15 protein-coding genes are annotated in these 14,435 nt (G+C 62.9%); 7 read left to right on the plus strand and 8 right to left on the minus strand.

Annotation, left to right across the window (positions count from 1 at the left end; genetic code table 11):
• Window positions 1-203: 203 nt before the first annotated feature.
• Complete coding sequence (locus ACS3WB_RS05525; protein WP_292614910.1) at window positions 204-485, plus strand: GNAT family N-acetyltransferase; 282 nt, start codon at window positions 204-206, stop codon at window positions 483-485.
• Window positions 486-572: 87 nt separating this feature from the next.
• Window positions 573-845 (plus strand): GNAT family N-acetyltransferase, encoded by a 273-nt coding sequence (locus ACS3WB_RS05530; RefSeq protein WP_438274561.1) that lies wholly within the window; start codon window positions 573-575, stop codon window positions 843-845.
• Window positions 846-1,013: 168 nt separating this feature from the next.
• On the opposite strand, the gene ACS3WB_RS05535 is transcribed toward ACS3WB_RS05530, so the two are convergent.
• The gene (locus ACS3WB_RS05535; RefSeq protein WP_438274562.1) at window positions 1,014-1,391 is read right to left on the minus strand and encodes a DUF3597 domain-containing protein; all 378 of its coding nucleotides are present in this window, start codon (window positions 1,389-1,391) and stop codon (window positions 1,014-1,016) included.
• 448 nt (window positions 1,392-1,839) lie between these two features.
• Between ACS3WB_RS05535 and ACS3WB_RS05540 the strand changes: the two genes are divergently transcribed.
• The 3 genes from ACS3WB_RS05540 (at window position 1,840) to ACS3WB_RS05550 (ending at window position 5,683) form a co-directional block, all read left to right on the plus strand.
• On the plus strand, window positions 1,840-2,775 hold the full coding sequence (locus tag ACS3WB_RS05540) for a DUF2189 domain-containing protein (protein ID WP_438274563.1): 936 nt from the start codon (window positions 1,840-1,842) through the stop codon (window positions 2,773-2,775).
• A gap of 349 nt (window positions 2,776-3,124) precedes the next feature.
• Window positions 3,125-4,558, plus strand: a complete 1,434-nt coding sequence (trmFO, locus tag ACS3WB_RS05545; protein WP_438274564.1) for a methylenetetrahydrofolate--tRNA-(uracil(54)-C(5))-methyltransferase (FADH(2)-oxidizing) TrmFO — start codon at window positions 3,125-3,127, stop codon at window positions 4,556-4,558.
• A 24-nt stretch (window positions 4,559-4,582) separates the two neighbouring features.
• The gene (locus tag ACS3WB_RS05550) at window positions 4,583-5,683 is read left to right on the plus strand and encodes an AMP-binding enzyme (protein WP_438274565.1); all 1,101 of its coding nucleotides are present in this window, start codon (window positions 4,583-4,585) and stop codon (window positions 5,681-5,683) included.
• 3 nt (window positions 5,684-5,686) lie between these two features.
• Here ACS3WB_RS05550 and ACS3WB_RS05555 read toward each other — a convergent pair whose 3' ends face one another.
• From ACS3WB_RS05555 to yajC, 5 genes are all read right to left on the minus strand, one after another.
• The gene (locus ACS3WB_RS05555) at window positions 5,687-6,550 is read right to left on the minus strand and encodes a phytoene/squalene synthase family protein (RefSeq protein WP_438274566.1); all 864 of its coding nucleotides are present in this window, start codon (window positions 6,548-6,550) and stop codon (window positions 5,687-5,689) included.
• Between the two features lie 96 nt (window positions 6,551-6,646).
• Complete coding sequence (locus tag ACS3WB_RS05560) at window positions 6,647-7,033, minus strand: Mth938-like domain-containing protein (RefSeq protein ID WP_438274567.1); 387 nt, start codon at window positions 7,031-7,033, stop codon at window positions 6,647-6,649.
• Window positions 7,030-8,157 carry a protein translocase subunit SecF gene (gene secF, locus ACS3WB_RS05565; RefSeq protein ID WP_438274568.1) on the minus strand — a complete coding sequence of 376 codons (1,128 nt, stop codon included), beginning with the start codon at window positions 8,155-8,157 and terminating at the stop codon, window positions 7,030-7,032. The genes ACS3WB_RS05560 and secF overlap by 4 nt, the downstream gene beginning before the upstream one ends.
• 16 nt (window positions 8,158-8,173) lie before the next feature.
• Window positions 8,174-9,775, minus strand: coding sequence for a protein translocase subunit SecD (secD, locus tag ACS3WB_RS05570; RefSeq protein ID WP_438274569.1), 1,602 nt, complete (start codon window positions 9,773-9,775; stop codon window positions 8,174-8,176).
• Between the two features lie 12 nt (window positions 9,776-9,787).
• Window positions 9,788-10,189 (minus strand): preprotein translocase subunit YajC, encoded by a 402-nt coding sequence (gene yajC / locus ACS3WB_RS05575; RefSeq protein WP_438274570.1) that lies wholly within the window; start codon window positions 10,187-10,189, stop codon window positions 9,788-9,790.
• A gap of 293 nt (window positions 10,190-10,482) precedes the next feature.
• Here yajC and ACS3WB_RS05580 point away from each other — a divergent pair, with 293 nt between their 5' ends.
• The gene (locus ACS3WB_RS05580; RefSeq protein ID WP_438274571.1) at window positions 10,483-11,442 is read left to right on the plus strand and encodes an ATP-binding protein; all 960 of its coding nucleotides are present in this window, start codon (window positions 10,483-10,485) and stop codon (window positions 11,440-11,442) included.
• Window positions 11,443-11,593: 151 nt separating this feature from the next.
• Here ACS3WB_RS05580 and ACS3WB_RS05585 read toward each other — a convergent pair whose 3' ends face one another.
• Together ACS3WB_RS05585 and ACS3WB_RS05590 are read right to left on the minus strand one after the other, a co-directional pair.
• Entirely contained in the window at window positions 11,594-12,925 is a 1,332-nt protein-coding gene (locus ACS3WB_RS05585; RefSeq protein ID WP_438274572.1) for a peptidoglycan DD-metalloendopeptidase family protein, read from the minus strand.
• A gap of 127 nt (window positions 12,926-13,052) precedes the next feature.
• Complete coding sequence (locus ACS3WB_RS05590; RefSeq protein ID WP_438274573.1) at window positions 13,053-13,706, minus strand: protein-L-isoaspartate(D-aspartate) O-methyltransferase; 654 nt, start codon at window positions 13,704-13,706, stop codon at window positions 13,053-13,055.
• Window positions 13,707-14,010: 304 nt separating this feature from the next.
• On the opposite strand from ACS3WB_RS05590, the gene ACS3WB_RS05595 reads away from it, so the two are divergent.
• Window positions 14,011-14,400, plus strand: a complete 390-nt coding sequence (locus tag ACS3WB_RS05595) for a response regulator (RefSeq protein WP_438274574.1) — start codon at window positions 14,011-14,013, stop codon at window positions 14,398-14,400.
• Window positions 14,401-14,435: the final 35 nt, after the last annotated feature.

Below are 14,435 nucleotides of genomic sequence, written 5' to 3' on the forward strand. Positions count from 1 at the left end.
CCTGACGGCCGACGGGTTGCGGATCGGTCCGAATTGGCGGGTTGCGCCTTCGGCCAAGCTGCCTTACAGACCCACCTCCCCTCCGTCCGGCGAGATATCCGCTGCGCCCGACACCGCACTCTGTATCCAAGGTTGCGGGCTGTTGACGGGCAAGACAGAACCCTGAATGTTGCCGTCAGGCATGAAAATATAAAGGCTGCGAAATGTCCGAAGTCGTCAACAACATGGAAAAACATCGCTACGAACTCGAAGTGGACGGGCATATCGCCGCTGCCTACTATCGATTTCTGGACGGCATCATCGTGTTCACCCATACCCAGGTTCCGCCTGAACTCAGAGACAAGGGCGTTGCCTCGGAACTCGTGCAGGGCGCAATGGATCAGGTCCGCGCTGACAGATTCAGGGTCGGCGCTCAGTGTCCCTTCGTGAAAGACTGGCTTGAGAAGCATCCGGATTATGCCGATCTGCTGAGGCCGAATTTGTAAGAGGCTCAGCGCCCGCGCTCTTGAAGAGATTACGCCCGCAGCGGGCCAAACTGAAGCGCCGGGTGGAATAAATAACCGAGCGCGAACATGATTGCGGTCAACGACAACAAAGCCCTGAGCCGCTTTGAACTGGAAGTCGAGGGCGGCGTTGCTTTCGCGAACTACCGCCTCGCGCCGGGTGTTGTCGTCATCACCCACACCGAAACGCCGCGCGAGCTGCGCGGGCGCGGCATCGCGTCGGCGCTGGTGAAGGGTGCGCTGGCGCTGATCCGATCCGAGGGCCTGAAGGTGGTCGCCGGCTGCGGTTTCGTCGCCAACTATCTTGACAAACATCCGGAAGAAGCCGACCGCGTGGCTTGAGGCTGCGGGTCAACCGCTGGACGCCAGCGGACGTCCGCTGCTGCGTCTTCGCTTCCGGTTGAATCAGAAGCTCCCCACTATTGTCTTGATGCGTTTTCTTGACGCGAACCGGTGTCTATCCTCGGATCAAGTCCGAGGACATGTTTCGCTCGAAAACACCCTAACGCATCAGTGCTGCTTGATATCGGGCGGCAGCTTGCCACCGTTGGCTGCGAGTTGAGCCATCATCTGCTTATGCAGCCAGATGTTCATTGCCGCTGAATCGTTGGTGTCGCCGGAATACTTGAGATCCTTCGCCAGTTCCTTGCGGGCGCTCAGGCTGGAGTCGATATCGAGAGCCTTCATCAGATCGACGATCGATGTCCGCCATGCGAGCTTTTCCTTCTTGGCGGCGACGGCCTTGTCGAGAATGGCCGCGACATCAACGCTGCCCGCGGGCGCAGCGCCCGATGGAGCGACAGCGCCGCCGCCTGCTTCAGGCGCCGGTGTTGCCGCTTCGGCGTGTGTGCCGAAGATGGCGCCCATGATCTTTCCGAATATGCTCATTGTGCCGCTCCAATAGCTTCTCGTCTTGTGCAGATCAATCCGGGGCGGAACTCGCGTCCGTTTCCGTCCGGTCGCGAAAAGAGTAGCCGCCTCGTTACGGCTTGCCAATGACAATGCCACGCCGCGTGAAAGAGAGCGCTTGTTTGGTTCGCTGCTAGCGACATCACAATGTCGCATTTGACACTGTCGCGCTTTGCGAACGGGTTTGCTCGCATGCAATTCAAAGTCGCGACGACATGGCCTCCTGTTACCGCACTGACCGGCGGCCGAAAAAAATCACTGAACAGTGAGCAACGAAAACCAGCGATAGGGATTAGAATTGCCTTACAGGTCGCGGCAAGACCAGGTTCCTTGCTTTCGCGTCTGGGCTTGATCGTGATCGTTTCCGGAGGGCCAAACCTGCGCCTTCTGACGGCGTGATTGGCCCCGTGAAAGGGAGACAACGAACATGGCCACCTCTTATCCTGTTGACGCCACGTCACGACTACGATCAGGAACGGTCGCCACCGATGGACCGGTTATCCGGCACATCGGCCTCTCCGACCTTTTCGATGCGCTGAGGCTGGGCTGGGAAGACTTCAAGGCGGTGCCCAGCCACGCCATTGTCCTTTGTGTGATCTATCCCATAATCGGAATTCTTGTAGCGCGGATGGTGCTCGGCTATTCGGTCTTGCCGATGCTGTTTCCGATCGCCGCCGGCTTTGCGCTGATCGGGCCGTTTGCGGCGCTTGGACTTTATGAACTGAGCTATCGGCGCGAACTCGGCATGGAGGCGTCCGCCTGGCACGCGTTCCGCGTGTTGCGGGCACCGTCGTTCGGCTCGATGCTCGGACTCGGCGCGCTCCTGCTTGTCATTTTCTTCGTCTGGTTGGCGACGGCGCACGCAATTTACGTGTCCACCTTCGGCAACGCCCCGGCATCGGTTATTCCCGATTTCCTCGGACGAGTCTTCACCACCTCCGAGGGCTGGCGTCTCATCGTGGTCGGCTGCGGCGTCGGCTTCCTGTTTGCGGCCGTCACCTTGTGCATCAGTATCGTATCGTTCCCGCTGATGCTTCATCAGCACGCCGACATGGCCGACGCCATGCTGACGTCGATGCGCGTAGTTGCGAAGAATCCTCTCGCAGCCGCGGAATGGGGCTTGATCGTCGCCGTCCTGCTGGTGATCGGGTCGATCCCCTTCTTCCTCGGCCTTACCATCGTGATGCCGTTGCTCGGTCATGCGACGTGGCACCTCTATCGCAAGGCGATCGAGAGCCCTTTGACGTCGTCAGCACACGAGGTTCCAGAAACGGAAAGGGAAAAGCGCTACGCGGCGGACTTCCCTTCTGTCCTGTTCCCGCCTTACGGGCGCAAGCACCGATTCTACGATAGCGCGGATTGACGGGAAGACGCATGCCTCTCACACGGCCGTCGCGAGACGGTCGTGTGAAATGTTCAGCCAGAACCTCGCTGCCGATGGAATCAGAATGCTCTATGATTTTGTCTTGCCGCGCTTCTTGACGCGAACCCGTATTCCCTTCGCTCACAAATGATAAAGCGCCCAGCCCCATCACGGTGACCGCTGAGATTTCGTAAGCAGGATCATCTTGATAACAATGAATATATATTCATATCTATCAGCTCATCCTGCGCTCGCGGGAAACTCGATACAGCGCCGCGCACCGTTTACTCCATGACTGCTGCCGCAAAGGCGATTCCCCTGGACGGGAAAACGCGCTACCCCTTTGTCCATGACACAGATCGACTTCTCCAACGCCGCCGTTCATATCGTCGGTGGCGGCCTCGCCGGCTCGGAGGCCGCCTGGCAGGTCGCCAATAATGGCGTTCGGGTGGTGGTGCACGAGATGCGGCCACAGCGAATGACCGCGGCGCATCAGACCGATGGCCTGGCGGAACTTGTCTGTTCCAATTCGTTCCGCTCCGATGATGCGGCGAACAACGCGGTCGGGTTGCTTCATGCCGAGATGCGGCGGCTTGGATCGCTGATCATGCGCTGCGCCGACGCCAATCAGGTGCCGGCCGGTGGCGCGCTGGCGGTGGATCGCGAAGGCTTTTCGTCCGCCGTGACCAAAGCCCTCGGCGATCACCCGTTGATCGAGATCAGCCGGGCCGAGGTCGCCGGCCTGCCGCCTGCGGACTGGCGCAACGTCATCATCGCCACCGGTCCCCTCACCACGGCTCCCCTCGCCGATGCGATCCGCGCGCTCACCGATGAATCCGCCCTGGCTTTTTTTGACGCGATCGCGCCGATCGTCCATCGCGACTCCATCGACATGTCGAAGGCCTGGTTCCAGTCACGCTATGACAAGACTGGTCCGGGCGGCAGCGGCGCCGATTACATCAATTGCCCGATGACCGAGGCGCAGTATCACGCCTTCGTGGACGCACTGATCGAGGGCGAGAAAGCCACCTTCAAGGACTGGGAGACCGACACGCCCTACTTCGACGGCTGCCTGCCGATCGAGGTCATGGCTGAACGCGGCCGTGAGACTTTGCGGCACGGTCCGATGAAGCCGGTCGGCCTCACCAATCCGCACGAGCCCACAGTGAAGCCCTATGCCATTGTGCAGTTGCGACAGGACAACAAGCTCGGCACGCTTTACAACATCGTCGGATTCCAGACCAAGCTGAAGCACGGCGCGCAGACCCGCATCTTCCGCACCATTCCGGGACTTGAGAACGCGGAGTTCGCCCGCCTCGGCGGCTTGCACCGCAACACGTTCCTGAATTCGCCGAAACTGCTCGACCCGCAGTTGCGCCTGCGCGCCGAGCCGCGGCTGCGCTTCGCCGGGCAGATGACGGGGTGCGAAGGCTATGTGGAATCCGCGGCCATCGGCCTGATCGCCGGCCTCTATGCCGCGTCCGACGCGCGCGGGCGGATCCTTTCGACTCCGCCCCCGACCACGGCGCTGGGCGCGCTGCTCGGCCACATCACCGGCGGACACATCGAGACCATCGACGCCGGACCGCGCTCGTTCCAGCCGATGAACGTCAACTTCGGCTTGTTTCCGCCGCTCGCCAATCCACCGACGAAGAAGCCGGACGGCACGCGGCTGCGCGGCAACGAGAAGACGACAGCGAAAAAACAGGCGGTCTGTGCCCGCGCGCTCACCGATCTCGACCGCTGGATCGCGGACGCGCTTCGTCCGGCAGCGGCCGCATAGTTCAACGCGTTTTCAGGATCGTTCATGTCCCTTCCGAAACAGGACGCCGCATTCCTGTCCACAACCTGGACCGAGGGTGTCCTGCTGAAGCGCGACGTGTTCTCGACCGTCGAGCGGGGACGTTTCCGAACGGACTCCGGCGAGGTCGACGCGGTGCTGCGGCGGCTCGATCAGGTGCCGTGGTGGTCTTATCCCGTCGCGCGGCATCTGTTCGAGCGCGAACGCAAGGCATTGACGCTCGCACGCGATCTCGGCGTCGGCCCGAAGCTGTTGTGGAACGGCCGCCGCTCGCTGGTACGCGGTTTCGTCGACGGCGTGGCGCTTCATCTCGCCAAACCTTATGACGACCTCGCATACTTTCAGTCCGGCAAGCTTGCGCTGCGCAAGCTGCATCGCGCCGGCATCTGCCACAACGATCTCGCCAAGGAACAGAACTGGCTGCGCGGCAGCGACGGCCGCGCCTACCTGACCGACTTCCAGTTAGCTGCCTGCTTCACGCGACGCTCGCCGCTGTTTCGTATCGCCGCTTACGAAGACCTGCGGCATCTTCTGAAGCACAAGCGCACGTATGCACCGAACGCCCTGACGCCGAGTGAGCGGAGGATCCTTGCGCACAAGTCGATCATCGCGCGCACCTGGCTGATGACCGGCAAGAAGGTATATCAGGCCATCACGCGCGGGCTGTTCAGCTTCACCGACCGCGAGGGCGGCGGCCGTCGTCTCGTCAACGACGCCCCTGTGCTGATCGCGCGCATCCGCGAAAACAGCGACGTACGTGACGCCGCCATCGTCGCATTCGCCGACCGCCGCACCGGCGTCGGGCTTTACGCCTTTGTGGAAGCCGATCAGGCCGGGTTGGAAGCGCAGTTGCGCTCGGCGCTCGGCTCGGTGCGCACCCCGAAACCACCGGAGCACATCCAGATCGTTCCCAGCCTGCCGCGCGATGCGAGCGGCAAGGTACGCACGGAAATCCTGCAGCTCATTGCGATGAACCAGATCGATCTGATCGAGCCGCTGATCACCAGCCCCGCGGACCGTGAATTCTTCCGAGGTATTTTGGAAAGCCGGAAAAACCTGCGCGACCGCTTCAACTTTGCTTCGACCGACCAGGCACTTCCATCCTGATCGTCAGTCGCGAAACGGCCTCGCGCGGGAGGCGCGCCACAACGTCCACAGAATGCGCAGCCGCGATGCGGGCCGCGGCATGAAGGGATCGTTATCCGCGCGGGGCTGATCGTTCACCGCACGGCGCACCATCGCGAGCGGGAGATAGACTGTTCGCGACCGCGGCGGGGCGTCCGGCAGCATGGCCATCGCGTTTTCCAGATGCGATCGTGCATCTTCCGCGAGCGCGCGGAGGGCCGCGCGAAGCGCCGGCGTGTCCTGGCCCGCAAACATCTTTTCCGGATCGACGCCGTGCTGCTCCAGCAATTGCAGCGGCACGAACGACTGCCGCCTTGATGCGTCAAAACCCAGTTGCGCGATCACCTGTGCGATGCCGTGCGCAAGGCCGGCGTGGCGCGCCAGATGATCCATCGTATCGGTCTCGTGTCCGACGACGCGTGCGGCGAGCGAAAACAGCGCGCACGAGGTATCGTCGAGATATTGTTCGAGCGCCGTCATGTCCGGCATCGGATCGTTGTAGAGGTCGAACTGATGCGCCTCGATCAGCCGCGACAGACGTTCGACCGGCAAACCGTGGTTGCGAACCGCGAGCAACAGTTCGGCCGCGACCGGATTGCCTTCGACCCCGCCGTGGCCTGCGCCGGCGAGCATATCGGTCCACCATTGCAGGCGAATTTCGCCCGGCAGCGGCTGTGTGATCTGCTCCCGGACCTTGGCTATCTCGACGTTGAAGGCATAAAGGGCCAGCAGCGCGCGGCGGCTACGCGGCGGCGCGAACAACGTCGCCGCGTAGTTTTCGAAATCGTGGTTGCGCACAAGCTCCGCGCAGAACGCAGCGGACGAACTTTCAGATGCACCGTCGCTCATGACGTCACGCGCAGGACCGTCGGGTACCGCCTCGCCATCGCGCTTGTCATGGAACGGATATCAGCACCATCAGGCGCTGCCAGTGAGGTAAGGTTGTCATGGAACGGCTATCAGCGCCGCCGCGACCCGGCGCCGCTCGCCCAGCATGATGTTGTAGGTCCGGATCGCTGCTCCGGTCAGCATGGTGTCCACTCCGACGCTCACGCGGCGCAGGGCTTGGCGCAGTTCGGCAGGAGCAAGCCAGACCTCGGTGCCGGTGCCGATCAGCAACGTATCAATCGCGGCCGAGCCCGCAAAGACGCGCGCCAGCGCGCGGCGATCGATGTCGTCCGGCCGGGTCACGGACCACGCCCAGATGCCATCCGGCAGGCACAGCAGCGAGCCGCGATGCGACATGGTATCGAAGCGAAAGCCGCCGCTGCCATAGGCCTCGATCGCCGCAGGCCGCGGGAGGTGCGGCACCTCCGGCAGGTCGCCGCTCACGGCTTCGATGGCTTCCGAGCTTTGGCCGGCTTTTCAGGCTTGACCGTCTTCTCCGGCTTGGCCGCTTCCTCGGGCTTAGCTGTCTTCTCGGGCTTGGCCATCTCGGGCTGCTTGGCCGCCTCAGACTTGGCCGGCTTCTCCTCGACATCGGCGCGATGGTCGCCGACCCCGAGATAGATCAGAATCGGCGCGGCGATGAAGATCGAGGTGTAGGTGCCGACCAGCACCACACCGAACATCATCACGGCAGTGAAGCTGTGGATAGCCGGTCCGCCGAACAGCAGCAGCGCAAGCAGTGCCAGCGTCACCGTGACGTGGGTGATGATCGAGCGCGATAGCGTCGAGTTGATCGACTCGTTGAGCAGCTCGGGCATCGGCATCTTCTTGTAGCGCCGCAGCATCTCGCGGATGCGGTCGTAGATGACGACGGTGTCGTTGAGCGAGTAACCCAGGATGGTCAGAAGCGCGGCGATGCTGGTGAGGTCGAAATCGACCTGCGAGATCGACATGAAGCCGATCGTCAGCACGATATCATGTACGTTGGCGATCATGGCGCCGAGCGCGAACTGCCACTCGAACCGGAACCACAGATAAATCAGGATGCCGAGGATCGCCAGCATCAGGCCGACCATGCCGTAGGCGAGCAGTTCGCCGGACACGCGCGGGCCGACCACCTCGACGCGGCGATAGGTGACGGTCTCGCCGAGCGCGCCCCGCACCTTCTGAACCGCCTCCTGCTGCGCGGCGTCGCCGCCCGGCTGTTCGGCGACGCGGATGAGCACTTCGGTCGGGCCGCCGAACTGTTGAAGCTGGACCTCGCCGAGACCGAGGCCGTTCAGCGTGGTGCGCATGCTCGCCAGGTTCGCATCGCCCGACTTCGACTGCACCTCGAGCAGCGTGCCGCCCTTGAAATCGATGCCGAAATTCAAGCCGTGCGTGAAGAACAGCGTGATGGCGACGATCGACAGCACCGCGGAAATCGGAAAGCTGATGCGGCGGAAGCGCGTGAAGTCGAAATGCGTGTTGTCCGGGACGATCCGCAGCGACGGCAGCAGGCCGAAGCAACTGACGATGGTCAGCACGACGATGAGGGCACCGAGCCCGAGCAAAATCCAGTGAGTCACAGCCGGCTCCGCGTCATCAGATCGGCACGTTTTGGGGCCGCTTCCAGCGCACCCATGTGGCGACGATCAGCCGGGTCACCTCGAATGCGGTGAACACGGTGGTGATGATGCCGATGCCGAGCGTCACGGCAAAGCCGCGCACCGGACCGGTGCCGATGTAGAATAGCACCGCGGCCGCGATGAACGTCGTGATGTTGGAATCCAGGATCGTCGCCAGCGCCCGCTTGAAGCCAGCGTCGATCGCCGAAATCGCGGTGCGGCCGCCGCGGATTTCCTCGCGAATGCGCTCATAGATCAGCACGTTGGAATCGACGGCGATGCCCACGGTGAGCACGATGCCGGCAATGCCGGGCAGCGTCAGCGTCGCGTTCAATAGCGACAGCACGCCGAAGATCATGGCAACGTTGATGGCGACGGCGATATTCGCGAACACCCCGAACAGCCGGTAGGTCAGCAGCATGAACAGGATGACCATGATCGAACCGACATAGGCGGCGAGTTCGCCTTTTTCGATCGAATCCTGTCCGAGGCCGGGACCGACGGTGCGTTCCTCGATGATCGTCAGCGGCGCCGGCAGCGCGCCGGCGCGCAGCAGGATCGCAAGGTCGTTGGCCTCCTGCACCGTGAAATTTCCGGAAATCTGGCCGGAGCCGCCGGTAATCGGTTCGCGGATGACCGGCGCGGAGATCACCTCATTGTCGAGGATGATGGCGAACGGCTGTCCGACGTTTTCCGATGTCGCCTGCGCGAACTTGCGCGCGCCGTTGCTGTTGAACCGGAAGGTCACGATCGGCTCGCTGGTACGCGAATCGAATCCCGGCTGCGCGTCGGTCAGGTCGCCGCCGGAGACGAGCACCTGCTTCTTGACGACATAAGGCGTCTTGGGCGCCTGCGAACTCATCAGCACTTCGGAATCGGCGGGCACCCGGCCTTGCAGGGCCTGTTCGGGCGATACGCTCGAATCGACCATGCGGAAGTCCATCTTGGCGGTCTTGCCGAGGATTTCCTTCAGCCGCGTCGGGTCCTGCAATCCCGGCACCTGCACCAGAATGCGGTCAGTGCCCTGACGCTGGATCAGCGGCTCGACGGTGCCGAGTTCGTTGACGCGCTTCTCGATGATCTGGATCGACTGCTCGACCGACTGGCGGATGCGGTCGGTGACCGCGGCTTGCGGAACCGCCAGGCGGATCAGCCCGCCTTCAGCACTGCTGACTTCAAGGCTGCGCTGACCGCTGGAGCCGAGCAGGCCGCCGAGCGGTTGCGACAGATCGCGCAACTTGCCGAGCGCGGTCTGGAATTCATCATCCTTGCTGATGCGCACTTCGACCGCGCCGTTCTTGACGGCAAGGCCGGTATAGGCGATCCGCGCGTCCCGCAGCGCCTTGCGTGCGTCGTCGCGGACCTGGTCAAGCTTCTCTTTCTTGACGTAGTTGGAATCGACCTCGAGCAGCAGATATGAGCCGCCCTGAAGATCGAGGCCCAGGACGAGGTGGCGCTGCGCCCATTTCGGCCAGGTCTTGACCTGCGCCTCCGGAAAGAAGTTCGGCACGGCGCACAGGCAGACCAGGAAGGCGGTTACGACGATCGCCAGCGCTTTCCACCGCGTAAAGTACAGCATCGCGATAACCCGTCAGCTCGCGGCATCGTCGTCCTTGGCGTCCTCGCCTTTGGCGCGTCCCTTTGCCGATTCACCCTTGGTCGGCTCGCCCTTCGCCGGCTCTCCCTTGGCGCGGACGATCGAAATCATTTGCCGCATCTGCCGTACCCGGACGCCATCCGCGATTTCGAACTCGATCTGGTCGTCGTCCACCACCTTGGTGACCTTTCCGACGAGACCGCTCGAGGTGATGACGGTGTCGCCGCGGCGGATATTCTTCACCAATTCGTTATGTTCTTTCGACTTCTTCTGCTGAGGGCGGATGATCAGGAAATACATGATGATGAAGATCAGCGCGAACGGCAGCAGCGACATCAGCAGGTTGTTGGTATCGCCGGCACCGGCGGCCTGAGCAAACGCAGGAGTTATGAACATTCGGACGATCCTTGAAATGGAGCAGGCCCGCGCGACGGCAGTGTCGCCCGGCGCGAGACAAATTCGCGCGGACTATAGCGGCCACGGTCCCAATTGCAACGCCGCCAGACCCTTGATCGGGCCTCATTATTTCGGCTGCTTGCGGGGGGCTCGAGGGCCCTGAGTCCGATTCAGCTGCGTCGGATCCGACTTCAGGCCTATCTTTTTAGTCGAGCGCGATCTTATCCGAAAACCGATTTCCACTTTTCGTGATCGTGCTCTAGCTAAGGGTGCACGTTCAGGAAGGTCGAGGGATGGCAAGAAAGTCAGGGAAAACCGGCGCCCCTAAAACGCCGAGGGCTCGCACCGGCAACCGCGGCGCCGGCGCGACAAAAGGTCCGAAACCGGCCGCGGCGCCAGCCGCCGCGGAACGGATCGCGAGCGCGCTCGAAGCGATCGCCGCGGCCATGTCCGCGGCAACAAAGACCGACAATGGCGTGGCGCTGACACAGGCGGACGCCTTCGTCTGGCACCCGGAGGGACGACTGGTGCCGGTGCCCCGCGTCAGCCGGGTCGACCTCGGCCTGCTCAAGGGAATCGACCGGATGCGCGACATCCTGATCGAGAACACCGAACGCTTCGCCAAGGGCCTGCCTGCGAACAACGCCCTGCTCTGGGGCGCGCGCGGCATGGGCAAGTCGTCGCTGGTCAAGGCGGCGCATGCGAGCGTCAACGCCCAGGCCGGCGGTCGGCTCAAGCTGATCGAAATTCACCGCGAGGATATCGAGAGCCTGCCGGGCCTGATGGAACAGCTCCGCTCGTCGGACTTCCGTTTCATCGTGTTTTGCGACGACCTGTCGTTCGACGGCAATGACGCCTCGTACAAATCGTTGAAGGCGGTGCTCGAGGGCGGCATCGAGGGACGTCCCGACAATGTCATCCTGTACGCGACGTCGAACCGTCGCCATCTGCTGGCGCGGGACATGATCGAGAACGAGCGATCGACCGCGATCAATCCCGGCGAGGCCGTCGAGGAAAAGGTTTCGCTGTCGGATCGCTTCGGCCTCTGGCTCGGCTTTCATCGTTGCAGCCAGGACGAATATCTCGCGATGGTGCGCGGCTATTGCGCCCACTTCGGCATCAGGCTCGACGACGCCGAACTTGAACGCGAAGCGCTGGAATGGGCGACCACGCGCGGTTCGCGATCAGGACGCGTCGCCTGGCAGTTCACGCAGGAACTGGCGGGACGACTGGGCGTACATCTGACGAAGTAGCTCTTGCAACAGACACCTTTTGCAAAAGCCACGTGATACCCGCGACGGCAGGCATCGTGCGCCCTGCCTTTTTCGATTATCGCGAGACATCCCGGACCGGAATCACCCGTTCTCGCGGGTGACGGTGCTGCACTCGTTTATGCTGTTGCCCTCACGCCCCGTTGAGGAAATGAAGCGGGTCAACCGGTGAAGATCCTTTTCGGATCTCGAAGTGGAGCTGCGGCGACGCCGCTTCGCCCGACTGACCCGACTTGGCAATGACCTGGCCGCGCTTGATGGTATCTCCGCGCTTCACCAACAATTCACTCGCATGGGCATATGCGGTCACGTAACCGTTGGGATGCCGAACCAAGATCAGGTTGCCGTAACCCTTGAGTTCGTTGCCGGCATAAGCAACGACGCCGTCCTCGGCAGCCTTGACCGGCGTGCCCTCGGGCACGGCGACGTTGATGCCGTCATTTGACTTGCCGTTGGTCCTGGCGCCATAGGCCGCGATCACACGGCCGCGGACCGGCCAGCGGAAGGTCGGCAGCGCGCCGGTCGCCTCGGCGGTCTTCACCGCCGGCTTGACCGCGGCCTCTTCGGGCGTCGTCGTAACCGCGAGATTGACCTTCTGCACCGGACCTTCCGGCGTCGCCGCCGCCATGTGAACCGCCGGCGCAGGCGCAGCCGCGGCGGGAGGCGCGGTCGTAGCGGCAACAGGCTGGGCAGGCACGGCGGCGACCTTTGTCGGCACCGTTATCTTCATGCCGACCTTTAATGTCGCACCCGGCTGGAGGCCGTTGGCGCGGGCGAGTTCGCCGACCGCGAGATGATTGCGGCGTGCGATGCTCATCAGCGTGTCGCCACGATTGACGTAGTGGGTGGCGGAGGCAGCCTCTGCGACCGCGACGGGCTTCGCAGCCGGAGCGGCACGAGTGTCCGCCGCCGTGCGCTTCGGAATGATCAGCTGCTGGCCGGGCTGCAGCGTGCGGGGGCCCCGGTAGCCGTTGGCCTTGAGGATTTCGGCGGTGGAAACTCCATAGCGTCGCGACAGCCCCTCCAGCGTGTCGCTGGTGCCGACGATGATCGAGGTGCCGCCATTGTGATTCCAGCCGTCCCGCGATGCGACATGGCTGGCGGACTCGATCGGACGGGATGGCGGCGCATACGAGTGCGCGCTTCGCCCGCTGTCGGAGACGCTCGATGCCACCGGATAGGTTTTTGGCGTCGAGATCGGCGGCGGCAGCGGCTGGGATTGATATTGCGACCGCGAATACTGCGGCAACTCGCGGCGTGCGACAGGCGCCGCCGGCGCTGGCGCCACCGAGCCGGTGGACTCGCGCTGCCACCCGAAACCACTTGATTGCTGCGGACCACTGTCCATCTGCGCAAGGCGCGAGGACATGTCCGCACTGCATCCGGCAAAACCGATCGACACCAGCGCCAGCACCGCGACCTGCGGTACGCGACGCGAGCAAAACACCTCGACGACACGGGACATGGTTACTCACTCGACGCAACTTAACTACAAAATTGACTAAACACGCGTCGAGTAAATAAGCCTTTAACCGTTCGAACAACGCATTGCGGCGACGACGGAACTTTACGCGCCCAAAATTCGCGGACGGCTAAAGTTCGCGGGCGATGCCCGGCAGCGCCGGCACGAAGCGGACGTCAATCAATTCCTTGCGGACCAGTCCGGCGGTGGTCCGCCGGAGCAGGATCAGCGTCTGCCGCCCATTGTGCGGGCCGACCGGCGCGATCAGAAGCCCGCCGGGCTCGATCCGGGCTATCAGCGCGTCCGGAATCTGCTCCATCGCCGCCGTCACCAGAATGCGGTCGAATTGTCCCGCTTCGGGTGGAATGTCGAAGCCGTCGCCCAGCATGATCTCGACGTTCTCGCAACCGAGTTGCTCCAGCCGGGCGCGCGCACGTTCGGCGAGCACGCGAAACCGTTCGATGGTCAGGACCTCGCGGCACAGACGAGACAAAATCGCGGCCTGATAACCGGAGCCTGTGCCGATCTCCAGGACCCGGTTGTCGTCGCGCAATTCCAGCCGCTCCGTCATATAGGCGACGACGAAAGGCTGGCTGATGGTCTGTCCGCAGGCGATGCCGAGCGCTGTGTCGAGCCACGCATCGTCGCGATCGGCCGCCTCAACGAAGAGGTCGCGCGGAATGCCTTCCATCGCGCGCAATACCCGTTGATCGCTGATGCCGCGCCGCCGCAGGGTGAGCTGAAACATCATCTTCTCGGGCGGCGGACGATCGACGAGGGGCATTGGATGAACTCTCGAGCGCTGGCGCCTGGCCGCGCCGAATATCAAGATCAGGTGATGCAAATCTGCGCGGATCGCCGGCCGGGTCAATCCGGAGGATCAAATTTTTGTTCCCCCGCGGAACGAGAGAGCGGCCCAGCACAGGGCCGGCCCGGGGCGCCGGAAGCCCCAAAATTACGTCCAAGTGGTAGCTGCAATTCGACCCCGCAATACCATATCATGCCCGCCGCGGCAGCGGCACGCATTGCCTTGGCAGGCGTAATTTGCGACCCTGTATTGGAAATTGGGCAAGGGATCGGTCTCTTCGATGGCGCCAGTAAAACCGTCCGGTGGCTCGGTGTTCCTCGTCGAGGACGAGGTCATGATCCGTATGATGGTTGCGGACATGCTGGAGGAGCTTGGCTACAGTATCGCCGCCGAATCCGGCGATATCGAGCAGGCGCTCATGCTCGCGCAGACCGCCGACTTCGACATCGCCATTCTCGACGTCAACGTCAACGGCAAGTTGATTTCCCCTGTGGCCGAAGTGATCGAGGGACGCAACCGGCCTTTTATTTTCGCGACCGGCTATGGCATGCAGGGCCTGCCGCCGGAATATCGCGACCGCCCGGCATTGCAGAAACCATTCCAGATGGAAAACCTCGCGGTCATGATCGAGAGCGCGCTCAACCGCAGCGCCACGGCCGAGCGCACCTGAACATCGCGAGCTTCGCGCGAAAGCGCCGTGGCCAC

The organism is Nitrobacter sp., assembly GCF_051535215.1.
In the GTDB taxonomy this organism is placed as follows: Bacteria; Pseudomonadota; Alphaproteobacteria; order Rhizobiales; family Xanthobacteraceae; genus Nitrobacter.